Source organism: Brevibacillus brevis NBRC 100599 (assembly GCF_000010165.1).
GTDB classification, from domain to species: Bacteria; Bacillota; Bacilli; order Brevibacillales; family Brevibacillaceae; genus Brevibacillus; species Brevibacillus brevis_D.
The window spans coordinates 3,462,295-3,485,598 of the sequence record NC_012491.1; the positions used below are offsets into that span (position 1 = coordinate 3,462,295).

General features: G+C 46.7%; 6 protein-coding genes. All 6 read right to left on the minus strand.

The genetic code is table 11. The features are described from left to right. Window positions 1-12: 12 nt before the first annotated feature. Window positions 13-15,585 carry a non-ribosomal peptide synthetase gene (locus BBR47_RS16415; protein WP_041749471.1) on the minus strand — a complete coding sequence of 5,191 codons (15,573 nt, stop codon included), beginning with the start codon at window positions 15,583-15,585 and terminating at the stop codon, window positions 13-15. Between the two features lie 809 nt (window positions 15,586-16,394). Then, on the minus strand, window positions 16,395-17,075 hold the full coding sequence (locus BBR47_RS16425; protein ID WP_041749472.1) for a metallophosphoesterase family protein: 681 nt from the start codon (window positions 17,073-17,075) through the stop codon (window positions 16,395-16,397). Between the two features lie 149 nt (window positions 17,076-17,224). After that, on the minus strand, window positions 17,225-17,872 hold the full coding sequence (locus BBR47_RS16430) for a nitroreductase family protein (RefSeq protein ID WP_015891551.1): 648 nt from the start codon (window positions 17,870-17,872) through the stop codon (window positions 17,225-17,227). Between the two features lie 191 nt (window positions 17,873-18,063). Continuing rightward, entirely contained in the window at window positions 18,064-18,384 is a 321-nt protein-coding gene (locus BBR47_RS16435) for a hypothetical protein (RefSeq protein ID WP_015891552.1), read from the minus strand. Window positions 18,385-18,400: 16 nt separating this feature from the next. Beyond that, window positions 18,401-20,944 (minus strand): DNA topoisomerase IV subunit A, encoded by a 2,544-nt coding sequence (gene parC, locus BBR47_RS16440; RefSeq protein WP_015891553.1) that lies wholly within the window; start codon window positions 20,942-20,944, stop codon window positions 18,401-18,403. Window positions 20,945-20,946: 2 nt separating this feature from the next. After that, window positions 20,947-22,917 (minus strand): DNA gyrase/topoisomerase IV subunit B, encoded by a 1,971-nt coding sequence (locus BBR47_RS16445; protein ID WP_015891554.1) that lies wholly within the window; start codon window positions 22,915-22,917, stop codon window positions 20,947-20,949. Between the last annotated feature and the right edge of the window lie 387 nt (window positions 22,918-23,304).

Below are 23,304 nucleotides of genomic sequence, written 5' to 3' on the forward strand. Positions count from 1 at the left end.
CATCACCAGCTATCATTGAATTTTTTCACCCAGCAGTTGGGAAAGATGTTCTAATTCCTCGATGGACATCTCATCGTATGTGAAATCTGTTGGGCTTTGCTCGACTGTCTCTTTCGATAAGCAGTGCGTTATGATTTCTACGATCTTTTCTTGGTAGGCATCCACGAGGCGCTGAATGGTTCCTTCTTCAAACTCTTCACGATGATACGTAAAAGTGAGAGTTAGCTTGCGATTCACAACCATGCCATTCACATCAAGCGCAAAGGAACGAATGGCGGTCGGACTGATTTCTCGGCCCGGTGACAGGGAAGAAGTCGTTATGCTCCCTGATTCCAAGTCTGTATCAAATTGTCCCAAGTAGTTAAAACTGATCTCGGGCTTTACCTGGAATGTTAACGGAACATCGGCTTGTCCCGCAGACAGGTATTGTAAAATGCTGTATCCAACACCTTTGTTCGGCACACGTCTCAGGCTATCTTTTACCATTTTGATTTGATAGCCGAGGGATTCCGATCGGCTCATATCCAGTACGAATGGATACTGGGCTGTAAACCATCCGACAGTGCGTGAAATATCGATGCCCTTCACGATCTCTTCTCTGCCATGTCCCTCCAGATTCACGAGCACATGCTCTATCCCCGCCCACTCTTTTACCGACGAACCCAACGCCGTAAGCAACAAATCATTCACTTCCGTGTTATAAGCCTGGTGGCTCTGCTTCAGCAGCTTTTCTGTGAAGGCTTCATCAAGCTCGATGGTGACATCTGTTGTATCTTGCATAAGCAGTGCCCCATTCGTTTCCGCCTTTGCCAGTGGAGAGAATGGCATTTCCTCGACCTGCTTCCAATATACGATTTCCTGTTGAATTTCGCTTCCCTGTGCATATTTTTGCAATTCTTCTGACCAGGTTTGATAGGAATCGGTCTTCATAGGCAAAGCAGGCTCTTCTTTCTGCAACAATGCGTCATACACTGTATGGAAATCTTCTAGAAGAATCCGCCATGAGACACCATCGACAACGAGATGATGAATCACGATTAACAAGTGATCTCCAGCTTCTGTTCGGAAAAGGCCGAGATTTACCAACGCGGTATCCGTCAAATCGATCCCTTCCTGTATAAGCTGAGCAGCTTGCTCCATTTCCTCTACGTTTTGCGCCGAAAACTCCTTGACCATAATGGGAACCAGGCACTCCTCCAGTTTCCGATGCTCCTGGACAATGTCTGACTCATTCATTTGGAATTTCATTCGCAAAGCATCATGATGCTCAATCAGCTTCGCAAATGCTTGTTGAACCAGTTCTGGATCGAAGCCAGCTTCTCTGAACAACATGACCGATTGATTGTAATGATGAGGGTTCTGATGGTTTTGTTCAAAAAAGTTCATCTGGATTGGTGTCAACGCTACTGCTCCCATTACAGGCCCTTGATCAATTTGTCTGGTCAACGTCTGGAGATATCTAGCTGCACTGCGAATACGCGGATTTTGGAACAAGTCTTTCAATCGGAGCTCATATCCATGACTCCTCAATCTCGCAATCATCTGAAGTGCTTTAATGGAGTCTCCCCCAAGCTCAAAGAAGTTGTGGGTCACACTTACTTGCGCAAGCCCCAGCACATCCTGCCAGATGGTGACCATGATTTGTTCCTGTTCATCGGACGGCTCAACGATGTGTTCCTCCACCAAGAGAGAGCGATCAGGAAGAGGCAGTTTTTTCCGATCTACTTTTCCAACAGCCGTAATCGGCATAGCGTCTAGTCGAACGAAGAAAGACGGGATCATGTAATCCGGCAAATCTTTCGCGAGTAGGTCTCTCCACTCGTCTGCCGCAAGCTCATGCTCTGTCACAATATAAGCGCATAAGTACTTGCTACCATTTTCATCTTCTCTGGCGATAACGATTGCTTCCTTTACCTGTTCCAGCGAAAGCAGCTTGCTTTCAATTTCACCTGGCTCGATTCGATATCCCCTGATTTTGATCTGGAAATCCTTCCTGCCCAGGAAGTGGATATTCCCATCCGGTAAATAGACAGCCAGATCTCCTGTCTTATACATTTTTTCGTAGCCCGGTTCCGCATATGGATTATCGACAAAGCTCTGTCTCGTTAGCTCCTCGTTATGCAAATAACCTAATCCAAGCGGCATACCTGAGATGTAGATTTCTCCTGGGACACCAATCGGCACTCGTTTTCCGTACGCATCGAGTAGAAGAATTTTCGTGTTGAAGATCGGTTTTCCAATCGGGATGCGATCTTCTTCTCCCGTAATTTGATAGGCAATGCATCCGATACTTGCTTCTGTCGGACCATACAAATTCGTCGGAGATACATACTGGTATATTTTCAGGAATTTGGAAACGGCAGACGGAACAATTTCCTCGCCACCGATAATGATCTTTTTGAGCGATTGTAATTTGCCCTGCAGCTCGAGATTTTCGGCTAACTGATTAACGATCACATTAAAAACAGATGGAACGAAATCAGTTAAGGTAATCTGTTCGTCTTCAATGATTCCAGCCATGTAATCAGCCGAGACAGTCATCCCCGTTGTAGGCAAGACTGTTTTTCCGCCATTGGTCAGCGGCCAGAAGAATTGCCAAATGGCACTGTCGTATACATGGTTGGTGGTCTGAAGGACAGATTGCGCTGCCTCTTGTCCAAAATAATCATTCATCCAGTTAAAGCGGTTGACGATCCCTCTATGCGGTACGACGACTCCTTTTGGTTTGCCTGTTGAGCCAGAAGTAAAAATGACATAGATGGGGTCTTCCGGCGATACGGACAGATGATGATTTTCCACTTCCGTTGTCAGCTGCCCCAGATCAATCGGGACCAATTTCGCTCCCAAATCCGTTTCCGTAAAGGCATGTCCAGATTCTACGAATACGAACTCGCTACCCAGCTCGGCAATAACAGACTGGAGTCGATCAACAGGCCACTGAATGTCTAATGGTGAAAACGCAGCTCCCGTCTTCATTACACCTAATAACGATACGACTAATTCCAGACTTCTTTCCATAAGCACTGGAACATACTTGCCTTTTCCTATCCCGCGCTTCAGCAGATCCGATGCGACTGCGTTGGCTTTCTCGTTCAATTGTTGGTAAGTGATTGTCGAGCCTTGATAGGAAACGGCAATTCGATTTGGATAAAGTCTGGCTGATTCCTCGATGGCAACATGGATCGGATGTACCGCAGGATACTCTCGCTTCGTATCATTACTGAGCTTCTCCAAAAACTGCACTTCTTCCAAAGACATAAGATCAATCTCGCCCACAAGAATATCCATGTTCGCAGCTATCTGCCGCAGGACGTTTGTAAAATGGCTAATAAAACGCTCCATCGTTTCAGGCTTAAATAGGCTCGTGCTATATTCGCACTCCACGAAAAAGCCTTCATTTCTCATCTCGACATTCATGACGATGTCTAACTTGGATATTTTCGTTGGGAATGGATAAAGCCTGACCTCTACCCTGTTCCAGTCAAAGGCCGTATCTGCCACATTGTCATACGAGAACATGGTATCAAACAACGGATTCCTGCTTGGGTCACGTCGAACCTGAAGCTTTTCTACCAGGTCTTCCAATGGATAATCCTGATGTTCAATCGCCAATAGTGACTTCTCACTTAGCTCTTGAACAAACTCGCGGAACGTCTTGTTGCCTGCTGGATAGTTTCGCAGAGCAAGCGTATTTACAAACATTCCCACTACATTTTGAATATCGGTATGGTTTCTTCCTGCCACCGGGGTCCCAACGACAATGTCCTCTTGCCCGGTATATTTGGACAACAAAACGTTGTACGCCGCCAATAGAATCGAAAAGACCGTTACGTTTGCTTCCTTCGCCAAGGACTGCAATCTGCGGGATACTTCCGCATCAATCTCGCTTTCGACCGTACCCCCTTCAAAACTCTGAAACTGCGGTCGCGGATAATCCGTAGGCAGATTCATAACAGGTAATTCCCCGCTGAATTCATCTATCCAGAACTTCTCCTGCTTATGCGACTGCCCCGTCGTCTTGATCTGTTTCAACCAAGCCGAATAATCCTTGTACTGAACGGTGAGTGGTTCTGGATTTTGCCCGTTATACAGTTGATTTAACTCATCAATCACAATGCTCACCGATGTTCCATCTGCAATGATGTGGTGCATGTCAATCAGGAGTAAATGCTTGTCCCCCGCCAATTTGACCAACTTAACGCGCAGTAATGGTGCCTGGCTCAGTTCGAATGGCTGAATGAACGTCCGAATGAGAGCTTCTATACGTTCAGGACTGTCCTCTTCGCTAGCATGATCGATGGCAAAATGGACAGAGTCATGGACAAATTGTTTCGGCTCACCATTTACGTAGTCGAAGGATGTACGGAACGCCTCATGCCTTTGGATGAGAGATTGAAATGCGTTTTCCAATGCTATAGAATCCAGCTGCCCGGAAAGAACCAAAGCGCCTGCCATGTTATAGGCCACACTCGTTTCATCGAGTGATTGAACAGTGAAAATCCTTTTTTGTGAAGGAGAGAGCTCATAATGCTCTTGTTTTCCTACCGCCTGAATCAACGGCATTTCTGCTTGAGTCGCTTCGGAAATGACGTGGGCAAAGCTCCTGACGGTAGGATTTTGGAAAACAGCTCGCAGCGGAATCTCTACCTGCCACTCCTTGTTCACTTTGGCAAGAAGAATGGCAGCATGCAGCGAATGTCCACCAATCTCAAAGAATCGATCCAGAACGCCAACTCGCTCGATCCCCAAGACCTCTTGCCATATTTCTGCAAGTTTTCTCTCATTTTCTGTCGCTGGCGCTACGTATTCCTCGGATACCAGCTTAGACAGATCGGGTTCTGGCAAAGCATTTCGATCGATTTTGCCGTTTGGCGTCACAGGCAGCTCTGCCAATTGGATGATAAAGGTCGGTACCATGAACTCAGGCAGGGACTCGGCTAAGAACCCCTTGATTTCGGATGGACTTACTCCCTCATCCGTCGTGTAATACGCGCACAACACAACGGATTCATCTCCCTTTGTCTTCGGGAGCACAATGGCATTGCGAACCTTTTCATGACGTAACAGCTGATTTTCGACTTCACCAAGCTCCACACGGTAACCACGTATCTTCAATTGGTAGTCCGAACGACCAACAAACTCCATATTTCCATCTGCCATCCAGCGGACAATATCGCCGGTCTTATACATGTTCTCACCAGGACGGAAAGGATTTTGGATGAAGCGCTCACGGGTTAATTCTTCTCGGTTCAAATAACTCCGCGCAACACCTGCTCCCCCGATATATAGTTCACCGTAAACACCTATCGGCTGTGGCCGCAATTGGGAATCCAACACATAAAATTCTGTGTTTTGCAGCGGTTTTCCAATCGGAACATTTCCGGTTGTCATTTCAGTATCGCCAGCGATTTCGAAGTAGCTGGAATCAATAGCAGCCTCAGTGACCCCATAGCTATTGATGATTTTGATCTGCCCGAAACGCTCGACCAAACGGACAAACGCCTCGCTTTGGCAGGTATCTGAACCAAGAATCAGCAATTTCAGATGATTGAGCGGCAATCCATTTTGATAAATGTACTCCATAAAAGGAAGAACAAGAGCAGGTGTCGATTCAAACAAGGAAATTTCATACCGGGTCAACCACTGATAAAGAACCGGAAGATCAATCCTTACCTCACTTGGACAAATCACCAAATGTCCACCATGCAGCAAGGCCCTGCACAAATCCCCTGCGAACACGTCAAAAGAGAAACTCGCCATCTGCAAGAGATTCACATTCATCTCTTCTAATTCGTATTCGTACCGCCATGTATTGGCGACACTCACCAGATTGCGATGCTCGATCATGACCCCTTTGGGTTTGCCAGTAGTGCCTGATGTATAAATGATATAGGCGAGATCGTTCGTTCCGGAGATGGCCTCGAGATTGGACGAATCCTCCCTGTAGCTGGTCTCTGCGTCCAGATCGATAATGGCGCCGCTGAAGTCTACTCCGCTCTGCCCATTTTGGTTCACCAGCATGACCTTTGCCTGACTGTCTTCCAGCATGAACGAAATGCGGTCCTTTGGATACTGCGGATCAATCGGAACATAGGCTCCACCCGCCTTCATGACTGCCAGAACAGCGACGACCATGTTAATCGAGCGTTCTGCCAAAATCGCAACGGAGCTATTTGGTTTTACACCCTGATCACGCAGAGTTCGTGCCAAGCGGTTTGCTTTCGCATTCAGCTCCTGATAGCTGATCTGCTCTTCCCCGTAAGAAACAGCGACTTTCTCTGCATGGCGGATTGCTTCTGCTTCAAACCATTCATAGAACGTTGGATGGAGAGGAGCAGGTATTTGCCTTCTCGCTTGATTAAAGTCGGCAACCACCTGATTGATGTCTTCACTGAACAAGTACTCCAAATCAGCTAAGCAACTCTCATTAGACTGCAGAATGGAGTGAAGAATCTTGACAAAGTGTTTAGCCATTCGCTCAACCGTTTCGCGTTTAAACAGATGCGTGCTGTAATCAAATTGGCAAGTGAGCGTTGTTCCATCGTCATGGACATCAAGACTGAGATCAAAAAGAGATACGCCCTTCGGATATTCATACGTCGTCACTTTGAAATCATCTGAGGCCACGTCGTCAAAGGATTCATAATGGTAATCAAACATGGTATCAAATAGCGGATTCCGGCTCAAATCTTTGTTTAGTTGAAGAGCATCAACCAGTTTTTCAAATGGGTACTCCTGATTTTCAAATGCAAGGAGGGCTTGATTTTTCACTTCTTTCAGGAAGTCCTTAAAGGTCTTACTTCCTGTTGGATAGTTACGGATAGCCAACGTATTTACAAACATGCCGATCATTCGTTCCAAATCAGGGTGTTGTCTTCCCGCCACAGCAGAACCGACAATCAGCTCCTCCTGTCCGGTGTATCGGTAAAGCATGACATTGTAAGCAGCCAGCAGTACCATATACAAGGTCGTGTCCGTTTCCCTAGCCAATTGGAGCAACTGTTTTCTGACTTCCTCACCGATCCCCATAGTCAAGCGGTCACCTTCAAAGGATTGAACCGGCGGTCTTTGGTAATCGACGGGGAGCTTCAGCACGGGGAGTTCTCCTTGGCTAAATTGCTCAAGCCAGTACTCCTTTTGAGCCAAGAGCTGTTCTGACTGTTCCCTCTCTTGCTCCCATGCCACGAAATCTTTATACGTCACGCTAAGCTCAGGCAGTGATTCTCCTCTATACGTATGGAGTAGCTCACGAATAAACAGAGAAACGGAATAGCCGTCCGAAATAATGTGGTGCATGTCCACAGCCACAATGAAGCGTTTGGCTGACACTTGGAAAATTTTCGTTCGGATAAGCGGTGCTTTGCTGAGATCAAATGGCTGGATAAAGGTCCGAATCGCCTCATTTACATCCTCTTCGGCCAATTGTTCGACCTCAATATCCAATGGCAGATCGTCATGTAAAACTTGCACGACTTCATTATCCTTGATGACAAAGTTGGTCCGAAAAGAATCATGTCTTTGTACAACCTGTTGCAAAGAATGGATCAGACGATCAAGCTCCAGCTCCCCATCCAATTGTAAGTAGCCGGATAGGTTGTAGGCAGTTCCTCCATCCAAACCTTGTAGGATGTACATTCTTTTCTGTGCGGAAGAAGACTGATAGTAAGGCTGCAACTCGCATGAACGAATGGGTGTAAAAGCTTGATGCTTGGACGAGTCTACATATTTGGCTAATTCACGTATCGTCTGCGATTGGAAAATTTGATGCAAAGGAATTTGCACGTGGCATTCCTTGTAGATTCTACTGAGCATGACAGTCGCTTGTAAGGAGTTCCCGCCTTGTTCAAAAAAATTATCATCCAGATACATCGGGGAGCTTCCCAAGATTTCCTGCCATATGACTCTGATAGTCTCTTCGGTCGCCGTTCCAGCCGGCTCTACTTCTCTGCCGCTCATGCTTCTTTGCCCAGCAAGCCGATCGGATGAATGGATAATTTGGATTTCTCCATTTCCTAGCGGAACAGCAGATTTCGTTGTTCGCTGCCAATGAGACGGGTTTGCATGCTCGAATCCCCCATCTGCCAAATACACCTGTCCGACCGCACCCACAGGGGCCAATTGCTGATACTGATCCAGGACATAGAGGGAAGCTCGTCCCACCTGATCATCTGGCATATCCTGCAAAAGTTCTGTCCATTCCGCTGTATATTTGCCCAGATTGCCATTGGATTCGCGTTTCATTTTTTCCATCTCGTCTGGCTGTAAAAGTGATAGGGTACGAATTCTTTCCTGATCGTCTTCTGCGATACGATCCAAAAGATTGGCAAAGTAGACGCCCCACTGGCGAAGAATCTCCGTGGTTACTACCCCACTTCGTGCATCCAGATCAACAACAAGCTCTCCGCCCACTTCTGTCACGTTTACAAAAAGATCGTACTTGCTGTAAATGATCCGATTGGGCAGCAGCGTAGCCTTCATCTGAGCGAAAGTCAGGTTGTGAAGCGGTCGATCCATATTGAACAACACTGAAAGCTCTGGCAAGTTCTGATGCGACAAATTTTCGGCTAATGCTGCAAAGGAGTAGGCTTGATGCTTTTCCATCTCCGCAACCGCTTGTTTTACCCGAGACAAATATTCCGCAGCCGTATCATCGCCATCCATTTCCGTGCAAATCGGCAAAAGATTAACGCAGTTTCCGATCAAAGACATTTTGCCGATATGGGATTGACCCGCAGTAGGAATCGCAACCACCATTTTTCTATTGCCAAGAATCCGATGAAGGAAGAGGTTAAAAGAAGCGAGCAAGGTAATAAACAGACTGTTCTTGTTTTGAATGCTTCTTTTTCTTGCCTTCCTTGTGATGCTGCTGTCGATCTTGAACGTAATTCTCTCGCCTGTAAAAGATGGTTTTCCCGTACCTCGTTTCTCCAAAGGAAAAACGAGCTTAGGGATTGGATCAGCGAATTTTTCGTTCCAGTACGCGAGCGCTTCCTGAAACGCCGGTTTCTGCATCTGATCTTCTTGCCAGTTTCGATAAGCAGAAAACGGTGTAGAAGGCTCGAGCGCTATTGGTCGTTTCTGTATAAGGGCCGAGTAGATATCATCCAGCTCTTTGATAAACACAGCCATGGACCACCCATCCGCAATCATGTGATGGAAGGTGTAGGAAGTTAGGAATTTGGCGGGAGCCAGCTTGATGACACTTACCCGATACAGGGGGTCCTCAGAAGACAGCTCAAATGGCGTGCCTGTTTGTTCCTCCAGCAGCTGATTCTTTTTTTCTTCCTGTTCCCCAAACGAAAGGTGGCTCAAATCCACAAATCGAACACGTACATCCCTCTTGGGCAGAATCACCTGATACTCTCCGTTGGAATCAATGATGGTTCGCAATGCTTCATGACGATCCACCATGGCTTGGACAGCCTGCTCAAACACAGGGATATCAAGCTCTCCCTCGACCTGTAGTGAGGCTGTCTCGTTAAAAGCCGCGGATGCTTCTACGCGATATTTGACTGCAAACCACATTTGTTTCTGTTCTGGGCTAAGGGGAAGCCTCAGTTCTTCCCCCACCCTTTCCACAAGCGTTGCCTCGGGCTTTTGCCCATCCTGTCTCGTAAAGTTTGTCATTTCGATAACTTGATTTTGTTTGCGTCCTCCACTCGGAGAAGTTGGCGGTGGCTCCGGCAAAAAGCCTCCTCGACGCAAATCATCAATACTCTCCTTCACCGCTTGGATCAGTCTCTCGATATCCTCATCAGTATGAGCAGTGGAAAGGAAGCAATTTCTGCCCTCCCATATATAAATGCCCTTGCTGATCAGATGATAGAAGAACAATTCGATATCGGTAAACGATACGAAGCGGAACAAGGAACCACAATTAATCATCTGGATTGGAATCTGCTCGTTCTTAAAATACGCGTTAAGCGTTTCTACCAAGTAGAGGGTCTTTTGCGTGATCGCTTCCTGAAGCTGCGGCCCCTGCTCCTTCAAATATTCCAGCGTTGCGATCGCAGCATGCATCGTCAGTGGATGCGTGCAAAACGTTCCGCCCACAAACGTCTTTTTCTCAGCGTTTACCGGGTAAGATTGGTCTCCAAAATGCCAGATTCCCCCATCCACTGCATCCATGAACGCAGCTTTCCCGGCTACAACACCAATCGGCATGCCGCCACCTGGAACTTTTCCATAGGTAACGAGGTCTGCTTCTATTCCATACCATGCCTGTGCGCCACCAAGATGTATGCGGAATCCCGTTATGATCTCGTCAAAAATAAGGGCAGTGCCTGATTGGCTTGTAATCTCTCTAACTTCCTTCAAGAATTCCACCGGCTGCAAATCAGGACGGCGGCTTTGAACAGGCTCGACTAATACTGCGGCCAGTTCATGAGCATGTTTTTTGATCAGCTCAATTGATTTTGGATGGTTGTAGTTTAAGACCAGGACGTCATCCACCGTATGCTGAGTAATACCTGGTGCCATCGGTATGGCCTTCCCATCCTGGGACTCAGGATCAGCAACAGTCAGAATGCCGTCAAATGTACCGTGATAGGAGCCGGAGAATAAGGCGATTTTCGAGCGGCCTGTAACAGCCCTGGCCAAACGTAGTGCCACCATTACTGCCTCTGTCCCCGAATTGTAAAACGCGACACGCTGCACTCCGGTTAACTCGCTGATTAATTCCGCTACTCTTCCAGCCACATCCGACATTGGACCCAGCGGAGGCAAATCAGACTGAATCTGCTCCTCCAGCTTTTTCATGATAAATGCGGGATTATGACCAAGCAGGTTTACACCGAATCCCATCGTCAGATCGAGATATTCATTTCCATCCAGATCCCACATTTTGGAGCCAGCTGATGCTTGCGTAATAATTGGATAAACCATTTCCTTCCAATAGGAACGGAATCCAGACACATTGCGATTGTTGGCATGCACAAATCGGTGCTCTTGTGTATACTGCTTGGATTTCTTTGTCTTTTCCGTATAGCTTTGAATAAATGCGTTCAGATACTCTCTTTGTGTTGGTGTAAAATTGCCTCGTTCACCGATCATCAGTGGCTGATACGGTATAAATGGCTTCTGACGTTCCTCTTCATTCCCCTTGACCTTGACTGGTGGTTTTGCCTCAGGTTTCTTGATCTCGGGAGCAACAGTTACAGATTCAGCGCTTTGTTTTGGTACAAAGCTTTGTTCCTGATTCAACAGCTCCAATTGCTTTTGTAACAACGTAGCCATTTGGTTTTGGTGTTCAGATAAGAGCGAAATCTGCTTTTCGATAATGGTTTCAACAGCCCCTGTGCTGATCGGGACTGGCATTTTCGTGGATTGCTCTCTCGGCTCTGATTGTTGAATAGGCTGAACGTCATTCTGTTCCTGTTCCACAACTACATTTGCTTTCGGTTGCTCGATTGCCATCCATTCCATTTGTTTGGCAGAAGCCACAGCCGGGCTACTGGATAGCTCCAGTGCGATATGCGCTGCCAGCTTATCAACGCTGGTAATGGTTTCAAACAACTCTTGAGCCGGAATGACTACTCCAAACTTTTCCTGTATTTCACGATTGATTTGTACGAGCATAATAGAATCTAAACCTAGCTCAAGAAAATGAAGGGATGGATCAATTTCTTCTACAGCAAAACCCGAAGCTTGATGAACCAACTCTTTCAGAACTTTTGCGATTGGCGCAGTTCCTATCTCTGACACAGTAGCACCTCTATTTCCGCTAATAGTATTCGGCTGTTCCGGAATGATACTGCTCATATCATCTGTAATCCAAGAGCGATGCTGATCGAAAGGATACACCGGCAATGGCATTTTTCTTCTCTTTTTGCCATCCCTGTAGAACGCATCCCAGTCAACCGTGGCGCCCTGTACATACAAATCGCATAAAGTCGTTGCATAGGAATACTTCATCTCGGTACTTGCCGTGTGGTACTTTTCCTGTACATCCCGCGCGGATTGACTCAACAGATGAACAGTCTCTTCTGGAACGCGCTTTTTCCCAGGTGAGTAGACAAAAACATCTCGATCATTTTCAAGCCGGACCGCCAATCGGTCGAGCTTTTGTTCGAAATCGCTTCGGCTATGCAAAATGAGCGCAATCCGATAAGGAAGCGTTTCTCTCCCAGTATTTGCCGTATAGCACAAATCAGACAGAGAAAGCGGTCCGCAAGAAGATAGAAACTCCCGATAATTTTGAATCAGATGTTGAAGGGCTGACTCGGATTTGGCCGACAAGGTAAACACTTGCACCTCGTCTGAGACTGTCAGCTCCGCTTCATTTACCGGCACATACTCTTCCAAAATGACGTGGCTATTCGTCCCGCTAAACCCAAACGAGCTAACCCCGCATCTCCGTGGATGTCCATCTGTTTCCCATTTTTCCAGTCTGTTTTGCACATAGACTGGCGACTTTTCAAATGAGAAATTCCGATTGGGCTTCTGGAAATGAACGAGGGCTGGCAGCTCTTTGTGTTTCAATTGCAAAGCAGCCTTAATCAAGCCAGCGATTCCCGCTGCTTCATATAGATGTCCAATATTCGCTTTGACTGTGCCGATTCCACAAAACTGTTTCTTCTGTGTATATTGTCGGAATGCTCGTTGAATTCCGTCCAGCTCAACAGGGTCTCCCAGCTTTGTACCTGTTCCATGCGCTTCTATATAGCTAATCGTTTCTGGGTCGACTTGCGCATCCTTCCAAGCGTCTACGATTAATTCTGCCTGGGCCTGTGAGTTCGGAGCGGTAATCCCGACAGTAACACCGTCTTGATTAACAGCGCTTCCCTTAATCACAGCATAGATGTGATCCCCATCCTCGATGGCTTTTTCCAAAGGTTTTAACAGAACAGAAGCTACGCCTTCACCCCAACCCGTTCCATCCGATTGATCGTCAAACGCCCTTGAACGGTTGTCAGAGGATTCCATTCCAATTCCAGCCTTCAGCGCTAGCAGGATCGTTTTGACTCCCCCTGCCAAAGCCATCTCACAATCACCGTTTTGGATAGCCTTGCACGCCATATGAACCGCAACCAAGGAAGAAGAGCAGGCTGTATCCACGGTGACAGCAGGGCCGCGTAAATCAAGCAAGTGTGAAATGCGGCTTGCAATGATCGAAGGAAGGTTGCCTACTGCATAAGAAGGCAAATCTTTTGGACTTACCACTGACAAAAGTCGTTCGTAATCGTATCCCAGCTTGGAGAAGCCGACATACACCCCTACTTTTTCCCCTGAAAGCTTGTGGCCTCCATAGCCTGCATCCTCTAGCGTATTCCAAGCATTTTGAAGGAACAGCCTTTGGTTGGGGTCCATTAGCTTCGCTTCTTTCGGGGTGATCGAGAAGAACGAATGGTCAAACTTGTCAATCTCCTCTAAATAACCGCCCTCCACAAGGGTAGGATTGCCCAGCTCGCCTCTTATCAGCGATACATATTGTTCCGTGTCCTTTCGTCTCTGACCATGAAGCTCATGGATACAATCTTTTCCTGTCCGGATGTTTTGCCAAAATTGATCCACATCCTGAGCCTGCGGGAACTTACAAGAAATCCCGATAATCGCGATATCCTTTTGTTTCTGTTGGCTCGTTTCTGTCTCTTTTATGTGATCAGTCGCTTGATCGTCGGGGAAGAGACTGCGAGAAAGCCTGGAGATTGTCGGATAGGCAAACAAATCTGTTACCGCCAACGTGATCCCCATCTCCTCTTCAATCCGCCCTGCTAACTGGGTCAACTGCATAGAGGAAGCGCCTACGTCAAAATAACTGTCGTTTGGTCCCAATTTATCGGATTGAAGCACCTCGCGGCAAATGGCTAGCAGTTGTTTTTCTAATTCTTCGCGCAAGAGAGGTGATTTATCGGTTCTTTCCTCTTTTACCTGTTCGGTGGTTCGGCTTTGCATTTCCTCGGAAACCTCGCGAAATGCTCCGGACTGATACTCCCTAGCCACTCTATATCGTTCAACTTTTCCACTCGTTGTTTTGGGGATGCGCTGAATCGGCAAGACCTCGCTTATTCTCCACCCTGTTCGCTCGTTCAAATGCGTTTTCACTTTCTTAGAAAGCTCCATGAAGTCTTCAACACTTTTCCGGTGAAGGATAAACACTAGAATGTCTTCTTCTTTGCTCTCCTCGTTGAATACCCCGCAGGCAACGACCTTCCCAAGCTCGACTCCTTCGACTTCCTCAGCAATCCGCTCAATATCATGCGGATAAACGTTTTGACCATTCACGAAGATGATGTCTTTTTCACGCCCCGTAATGACAAGACGTTCGTTTCGCATAAAACCCAGATCCCCTGTTCTGAGCCATCCATCAGCCGTCATTACATTTGCGGTGGCAGTAGGGTTGTTGTAGTATCCAGCGGTTACATTCTTCCCTCTAATGTGGATATGGCCAACCGTATCGCTTGGCAGCTCATGATCCTCGTCATCACATATTCTTACCTCGCAAAAATCAATGGGGTAACCGACTTCTACTAGGGTGAGCGCTTCTGGATTTGTTTGATCCGTCATCTTGATTGGCTTTCCTATCTGGATAAACCTACGATCCAGAGAAAGCGTTGTAAAATGCAAGTTTTGATCAGGTATCGATACTCCCACAGAGGCCTCAGCCAATCCATAGCATGGGACCATGCTTGTTTTCTTCAATCCATAAGGGCTCATCTGATCCAAAAAATGATGGATCAATTCTGAGGCAATGGGTTCTGCACCATTTAGAATCGCGCGAAGCGTAGACAAATCCCACTCTTCTGCCACTTCTGGTTTAAACCTAGACAACACATATTTATACCCAAAGTTCGGAGAAGAAGTAATTGTCGCCTTATGCTCGCTTGCTTTCTTCAGCCATAACGTCGGTCGCCTGATAAACAGTGAGGTATGAATAAAATAATGCTGAACTCCTGCGTACAACGGGGCTAAATGGAACGCGATCATCCCCATGTCATGAGTTAGGGGCATCCAGCTTAGAAATGAGTCAGACTCAGTCGTTTCAAGTCTGTTATTAATCGCAAGCACATTATGGACAAGGTTTTCATGCGTCAGGGTAACCCCTTTTGGATCCCCCGTAGACCCAGATGAAAATTGAATAAAGGCCACATGATCAGCAGTAGGATAATAGATTGTGCCCTTCTCTTCTGTTTTCACGGTCTCATCAAGCAGGAAAGACTTCGACTTCAACGATTCCATTTCCGTCAGGTAGTTGTGTTTCCTAAAGAAATCCTCCAGTCGTTTCCAGACACTATCCGTTGTAATGAGATACGGATTGATTAATGTCCGCCAAACCTTTAACAGCTTAAGACGATGCTCTTCGTTATCCCCTACAGAAATAGGAACAGCAATCATTCCACCGAGTAAGCATCCCCAAAAAAGGCAGACAAAAGTTCGAAGATTACTATCTTCAATTTGAAAAACGACCTCATCACCAGGTTTGATTCCACTTTTTTGGAGGATAAATAAATAGCCGAGGGCTTCTTCATACAATTCTTTATAGGAAACAAACACCTCATTCTGGTCTCCCAAAATGAAGGTAACGCCTTTATGGTCCTCGTTCTTCCACAATTCCAGCGCCTCTACTAATGTCTGAACAAAATGCAAAGCGTTGTTCCTCCCTTGTCCCATGTTTGATAGTTTCTAGCTTGCCTGATGAGCATCACCACTCAAAATGCTCCCTCTAGCATTTGTAAAACCCCATACATCGAGCTCTACTTTGATCTCCCCACGTGATACAAGAGATGTGAATTTCCCCATTCTGTGACCCGTTGTACGAATCGCCTGTTTCCCGCTTTCTTTTCCGGGCAGCTCGTATGCTGGTACGGGAAATAAAAAAATAATTTTTCGTTCTGAATATTAGGAACCTTTTTCCGAAAACGATAGCGCCACTTACCCGGAAGAAAAAGCTCAGCCGCTTCTTTTTCTTTCAGCACTTTGAAATGCAACGACCAGATACATAAGTTTTACTTATATTCCCTTTAATTGATTTTACTTGAAGTGTTAAACTGTAAGAAACCATCGCCATAATGAGATGGGTGATTCTTACCTTTTCCAGGAATGAATGTATCGATCAATGATTTTTTTAAATGGCTGGTACTTTTGTCTTCTCTAGTAGTGGAATAAGGGCGACGATTAGTTTAACGGTCACGTTTTAGTGAGTATAGCAGGGGAAATTGGTCATTAATTTGCAAATATTCACGTGGGCTAATATGATAGTAAACAATAAGAATATGAGTGAGTTGGGAATATTTTACTATCCCAAATATTAGAAGACAAGCCTTTAATTATTAATTTTTGCAATTTATTTAAATTAATTTCATTACAATATTACTCTTAACTTATCTTGACGTATATCAAAAAGGCTTTCACCCGCTCTTTCTAAAGAGAAGTGAAAGCCTTTTATTTTTGTTCGATTACTCTACCGAGTAAACCTTTCGGCTGGGAAGCTCCAAGCAATGCAGACGGCCGCCATATACGGCACCACCGTCAATGCCTATGATTTTATTTTCTCCGTAAAACACATCATGTTTACCGTGCAAATAATTGGTTGGCGTGTGACCAAAAACTACGGTCTTCTCACCCTGGTAGCCTTTATGGAACTCATCACGTATCCACATCAGGAGATACGGGTCAGTCTCTGCAACTGGAGTCTCGGGATGGACACCCCCGTGAACAAAAATATAATCATCGGTTTCATAATAGCTGTCTAAGCCAGCCAAAAATTCCAGATGCTCATTGACTGAAGCAGTAACTTCCAAGGTCTCTGGTGCACCAGATTCCGTATCTGCTGCGGCATGACCATAGCTCGCCAACGTCTTTTGTGCGCCGTTTCGGAACCATCGTTCGATAAAGACTGGGTCTTGCTCGAATGATTTAACCATCATATGATCATGGTTGCCCATTAACACAATTGCCCCTTGTGCATGGAGTTGTTTTACCTTTTCGACGACCCCCTTCGACTCTGGTCCACGGTCTATATAATCACCTAGCAGGATCAATTGATCGTTTTGTGGATCGTACTGAACTTGCTCTATCAACGATTCCAGTTTCTCCAATTCCCCATGAATATCGCTGATTGCCAACAATCTTTTCATCCTGCACCCTTCTTTCGCTGTCATGTCTTTCTATTGTACGCCCCATTTGACCTGATTGCCAGCATGTCTGCCCCTCGAAAGCTTGCAAACGTGAAAAAAGCCAAGGCCCAAAAATCAGATTAGGCCAAGGCTATTCCATTTCTTCATGCTTATTTATTCGGCATCTCATTCCAGAATGTAATCTCTTCTACGTCCAGACGAGTAGTCGGATGACCAGGCTCTGCCGCTTTACCAACTGCAATCAGCATGACCGTTTCATATTGATCCGGGATTTGGAAAGCTTCCTTGAATTTCTCGCTGTTATAGCCTCCCATTGGCACCGTGTCATACCCTCTTGCCTTGGCAACGAGCATCAATTGCATCGAGACGAGACCTCCGTCTACCAAAGCAATTTCCTTGATGATTGCTCGATCCCGATTTTCATAACGCTTGTTGATGTTGTCGATGAGTGTAGCTTTTACTTCCTCTGTCATGTAGCCTGCTTCTACCGCTTTTTTGTAAATGCTCCCGGCTTGCTTGTAGCCCTCATAATCGGCTAGAACTGCAATGATTGCCGCAGCCTCTACCACCTGCTTTTGGTTAAATGCGATGGGGAGCAACTTCTCTTTCAATGGCTGTTCATCGATAATCAAAAACCGCCATGGTTGGAGGTTAGAGCTGGAAGGTGCCAAGGTTGCTTCCTTCAGCATTTCTTTTAGTTCATCCCGCGAGATTTTTGCTGTTGGATCGTAATGACGTACGGAACGACGCTCCCGAATGACGTCCTTAAAAGCCTTTTGATCGATGACTTTTTCCATGATTCCATCCTCCAGTGATATGGTTGCTATTTAGTAAGTTACTAACTTTATTGCGCAATAACTTGTGTTCAAACTGTACCACATATTCCAATTCACTGGCAATCTTTTTGTATGCAAAAAACGCTTTGGCGAATCACTCACATCCTGTTATGGATGCAAGCGCGTCACCAAAGCGTTTATCCGTTTATTTGTTAAACCGGAGAAAAGGCGGATAGAACGGCTGGCTGTCTCACGGTGTCTCCATTCGGGAGCTCGACAACGAGAAAGCCACTCGCTTCGTCCCCAGCTGTTTCCCATCTCAATGAAAAAGCTTTGCGGCTAAATGCTTCCTCTTCGTCCAAACAACCAAGCATCAACTTCAATGTGTCTGACGTAATCGGCACAGGCACAGCTGCTCCTTGCTCTTGTGGAAGAGAGAGCAGTTTTGGCGCGTCTTCGAAATATTGCACAGTATCGAGGAGCAGAGAAACCTGCTGCCAGCTTAGCGGTGAAACAAAGGCTTCAAACGCCATCTATTCATCATTCCTTTTATTTACGATGATCTCCATCGAACAAATTAGCCTGGACATTCGACGTTTTCTGTTGCCCTGCTGTGCCAGATCCGTCTCCTGAGCCTTTTGCCGTCGCTTCGTCCTTCGGTTCATCTGTCGGCAAAATGGTTTCAAAAGCAACTGCTTTTACCCCACCCTCGATCAGTTGTCGGCCAATACCACCTTGCTCGTTGACGATCACTTGCTCTGTCTCAACAAGGGTCCATTCGTTCTGCGACGTCCAGGCATAAACCGTTTCCTCGAGGAACATCGCAACAAGCTCATGCGGGTTATTTTTTCGTTTACGAATCAACTGTACCCCTTTGCCTGCGCGAGCCTGAAGTGGGATTGCACCAATGGCTGTGCGTTTTACAACCCCTTCAGCCGTCAACAAGCTAAAGGCACGCGAATCGACTTCCTCAATCGGAAGCATCGTGATGACATCATCGCCAGGAGCAAGTGCGATCGCTTTTACCCCGCTCGACGCTCTACCCGTTGCGCTGACTTCGCTGCGCTGGAATCGGATGCCCATGCCATCTTTCGTCGCACCGAGTATTGCTCCAGCTTCGTCCGCCACGAATACATTCATAAACTCGTCATCGCCGCCTTTTAGCTTTGCAGCTACCAACGCACTCGAACGATTGGTTTCGTATTCGGACAACGCCGTCTTTTTCATCAAACCATTTTTACTTACATGGTATACATACAGCGGTTGTTTGAAGTTTTCTACGATCGTAAAGCCAACGATCCGCTGATTCTTTTCCAACGGGATGATATTGACGAGAGCCGAACCGATATCCTTCCACTTATCGTCCGGGAAGGCGTTAACCAGTGTGGCAAAGTATTTACCATCCTGGGTAAAGAAGAGAGCAGTGTGAGACGTATTCGTCTCCATGAAATAACGGACACGGTCGCCTTCTTTTACCCCACATGTCTCCAGCGTTCCCCCCACTGATTTGAAGGAGCGCGGGCTCGTCCGCTTGATATATCCTTCGTTCGTCAGGGTTACGATACAATCCTCTGCATTGATTTGCATGGCAATATCGATTTTGATTTCCTCGATCTCGCCCTGGATTTCTGTTAGACGCTCTTCTGCGTATTTTTTCTTGATCTCGTTCAGCTCGCCTGTAATGACTTGAATCAGCTTTTTCTCGCTTGCCAAAATCGATTTCAGTTCCTCGATTTCTTTTGCTAATGTAGCCAATTCTTTTTCCAGCTTGACGATATCCAAGCGTGTCAAAGAAGCGAGCTGAATGCTCAAGATCGCATCGGCTTGGTTGTCGGTGAAGCCGTATTTCTCCATGATGTTTTTCTTGGCATCTGCACGGTCTTCCGAATCCATAATCGTATCGACGATCTGACGCAAAATGGACTTGGCGCGAATCAAGCCTTCCACGATATGCTCGCGGCTTTGCTTTCGATCCAGATCATATTGGCAGCGATTCGTGACGACTTCTTTTTGGTGGTCGATGTACGCCCCCAACAAAGCCTTGAGTCCCATCTGACGGATGGTCCCCTCATGAATCACGTTCATGTTGTAATTGTAATAGATTTGCAGATCGGTATTTTTGTACAGGTAGTTGAGAATCGCCTGCTCATCCGCTTCTTTGCGAATATCCACTACGATGCGTACTTTTTTCTGCTCGGCCTCTTTGCGACCCGTTTCATCGCGAACCGCCAGTGCCCCCTCGATTTTGCGCTCCATCACAAGCTCATCGATTTGGCCGACGAGCTTCGACTTGACCACTTCGTAAGGGATTTCGGAAACGACGATTTTTTTGATCTTGCCGCCTTTTGGCTCCTCTACATGGGTCTTCCCGCGAATGATGAATTGGCCACGGCCTGTCTCAAACGCCTTGCGAATTCCGGACAGCCCTTGAACAATACCGCCAGTTGGAAAATCTGGACCTTTGACGTGCTGCATCAGCTCATCCAGCGAGATATTCGGGTTCTTCATCTGGGCAACAGCCGCATCGATGACTTCACCCAAATTGTGAGTAGGGATGTCTGTTGCAAAACCAACCGCGATCCCAGCAGCGCCATTCACGAGAAGATTGGGAAACCGTGAAGGCAATACTGCCGGTTGTTGAGCGGAGTTGTCGTAGTTCGGGATGAATGTAACCGTATCCTTTTCAATATCACGCAGTAGCTCATTGGCCAATGCTGACAGTCTTGATTCGGTATAACGCATAGCGGCTGGCGGATCTGCATCCAAGCTACCAAAGTTTCCGTGGCCTTGAATGAGCACCTGTCGCATTTTCCACCATTGCGCCATCCGCACCATCGTTTCGTAAATCGCCGAGTCACCGTGCGGGTGATAGGTACCCATCACGTACCCGACTGTTTTCGCTGATTTCCGGTATGGTTTATCGTTCGTGTTGCCTTCTTGGTACATGGCATACAAAATACGGCGCTGTACCGGTTTTAGTCCATCGCGAGCATCTGGGATCGCGCGTGAGAGAATAACCAGATTGGCATAGTCCCCAAAGCGCTTTCCCATAATCTCCGCGAAGCTCTGATTAATAATTTGATTGGACAGCATGCTTACTCATCCTCCCCCACTTCAAAGGTGACGTGGTTCTCAATCCACTCACGCCGTGGTGGGACTTTATCACCCATCAAAACGGTTACCAGCTTCTCACAGTGAGCGAGGTCTTCCAGTTCAACCTTAATGAGCTTGCGCGTCTCAGGGTCCATGGTTGTTTCCCAGAGCTGATCGGCGTTCATCTCACCCAATCCTTTGTAGCGCTGCACTTCAGCACCGCGTCCAACCTTTTTCAACGCCTGTTCCAGCTCGTAATCACTCCAACAGTAGATCGCCTCAGTCTGCTTACCCTTGCTTTGCTTTTTCACCTGATACAAAGGCGGTTGCGCAATATACAAGTGACCAGCTGCAATCATCGGGCGCATGTAGCGGAAGAAGAAGGTCAAGAGCAGCGTTTGAATGTGCGAGCCGTCAACGTCCGCGTCAGACATGATGATGACTTTATCAAATGCACAGTTTTCGATGGAAAACTCTTCGCCAATATCGGTTTCAAGCACCTCGAGGATCGTACGGAACTCTTCATTCGCCAATACCTCGGATAGCTTTGCTTTTTCCGTGTTCAACGGCTTCCCACGCAGGCTGAACAAAGCTTGGAACTCTGAATTACGCGCCTGCTTTGCAGAGCCACCTGCGGAATCCCCCTCGACGAGGAAGAGCTCATTGCGTTTGGAGTCTCTGTATTGCGGCGGAGTGAACTTTTCCGAAATCGATTTGCGCTTTTTCGCGGTTTTGCCTTTCTTGTCGCCGCGCAGGGCTTCGCGTTGTTTGCGTAGCTCTTCGCGAATTTCAGCAGAACGCACTGCCTTGTCAATCAGCAGCTTGCCTATTTCCGGATTTTCCTCGAGGAAGAAGCCTAGCTTTTCGGAAACAATCTGTTCTACGATTGCCCGTGCTTCTTCGTTCCCCAGCTTGTCTTTTGTTTGGGACTCAAACTGGACGTCAGCCATTTGCAATGACAATACACCGAGGAAACCTTCCCGCAAATCGTTTCCAGTCAAGTTCGGGTCCTTTTCTTTCAAGTACCCTTTTTTCCGGGCAAATTCGTTAAAAATCCGGGTCGTACCGTTACGGAAGCCTGTGACATGTGTTCCGCCATCCGTTGTTACAATCGAGTTGACATAGGACACCAATGTCTCTGCATAGCCGTCATTGTACTGAAAAGCCAGCTCCACATAGATATTGTCCTTTTCTCCTTCGAAGTAAACGATCGGATGGAGTGAATTTTTTCCTTCGTTCAAGTAAGAAACGTATGATTTCAAGCCATCTTCGAAGTAAAACTCTTCCCGTTTCTTTTCAGGTCCACGTTCGTCAATCAGAACCATGCGCAGCTTTTTCAGAAGGAATGCCGTCTCACGAAAACGATCACGAATCGTCTCATAGTCAAATCGAGCATTGCCAAACACCGCATCATCCGGCAGAAAACGTACCGTTGTTCCAGTGCGTTTGGTGTTCCCCGTGATTTCAAGGCCGGTAACCGGTTTACCGACATGCTCCGTTCCATTTGCATCCACAACATATTCAAAGCGCTGCTTATGAATTTTGCCTTCGCGGTGGATTTCGACCTCAAGCCATTTGGACAAAGCCACAACGACACTGGAGCCTACCCCGTGCAAGCCACCACTTTTTTTATATCCGCCACCGCCGAATTTCCCACCGGCATGGAGCGTCGTAAAAATAACTTCCGGTACAGGTCGGCCAGTCTTGTGCATACCCGTTGGAATTCCGCGTCCATGGTCCTCTACGCTGACACTGCCATCCTTGTACAAAGTGACGATGATGCTATCATTAACGCCTGCAAGCGCCTCGTCTTTGGCGTTATCTACAATTTCCCACAGCAGATGATGCAGGCCACGCGAGCCCGTGGAGCCTATGTACATTCCAGGCCGCTTTCGAACAGCAATCAAGCCTTCTAAGACCTGAATATCTTCTTCCGTATACGTTAATGTTTGCTGTGTTTCTGTTTCCTTCAATCGCGCTCTCCCCTCTACTCTTCGGACACGTAGAAAAAACGATCATGCCTTTTTTACTGATGGCTAGCGTCGTATTCACCTTTTTTGAGAAACGCCGAGATGATTCAATCCCCTTGAGAGGAACGTTTTCCTAATAAAAGCGAACACTTAATCGCTATTGTACCGTATGGTTCCCATAGTATTCAACGCTAGTAGCAAAATGGGGCAAAAAAGCCACCTCGCCCCTAGCGAGATGGCCGATTCTTCTCAGTATTCCTCGTTTCTCATTCGTTCTGTACGTGACAAGCATATTCCATTAATTAGTGTAGCACTAATGGTGAAGATTGGTCAAAATGAAAAACCAAAACATTTGTTTCCCTTTCTCTATTTCTTCCCCCACTGCGTAAA

Bases quoted from the DNA above. Each gene is read 5' to 3' on its own strand.
- BBR47_RS16425 (WP_041749472.1), bottom strand. From the start codon at position 17,075: ATGAAAAGATTGTTGGCAATCAGCGATATTCATGGGGAATTGGAGAAA.
- BBR47_RS16430 (WP_015891551.1), bottom strand. From the start codon at position 17,872: ATGGAAAAAGTCATCGATCAAAAGGCTTTTAAGGACGTCATTCGGGAG.
- BBR47_RS16435 (WP_015891552.1), bottom strand. From the start codon at position 18,384: ATGGCGTTTGAAGCCTTTGTTTCACCGCTAAGCTGGCAGCAGGTTTCT.
- parC (WP_015891553.1), bottom strand. From the start codon at position 20,944: ATGCTGTCCAATCAAATTATTAATCAGAGCTTCGCGGAGATTATGGGA.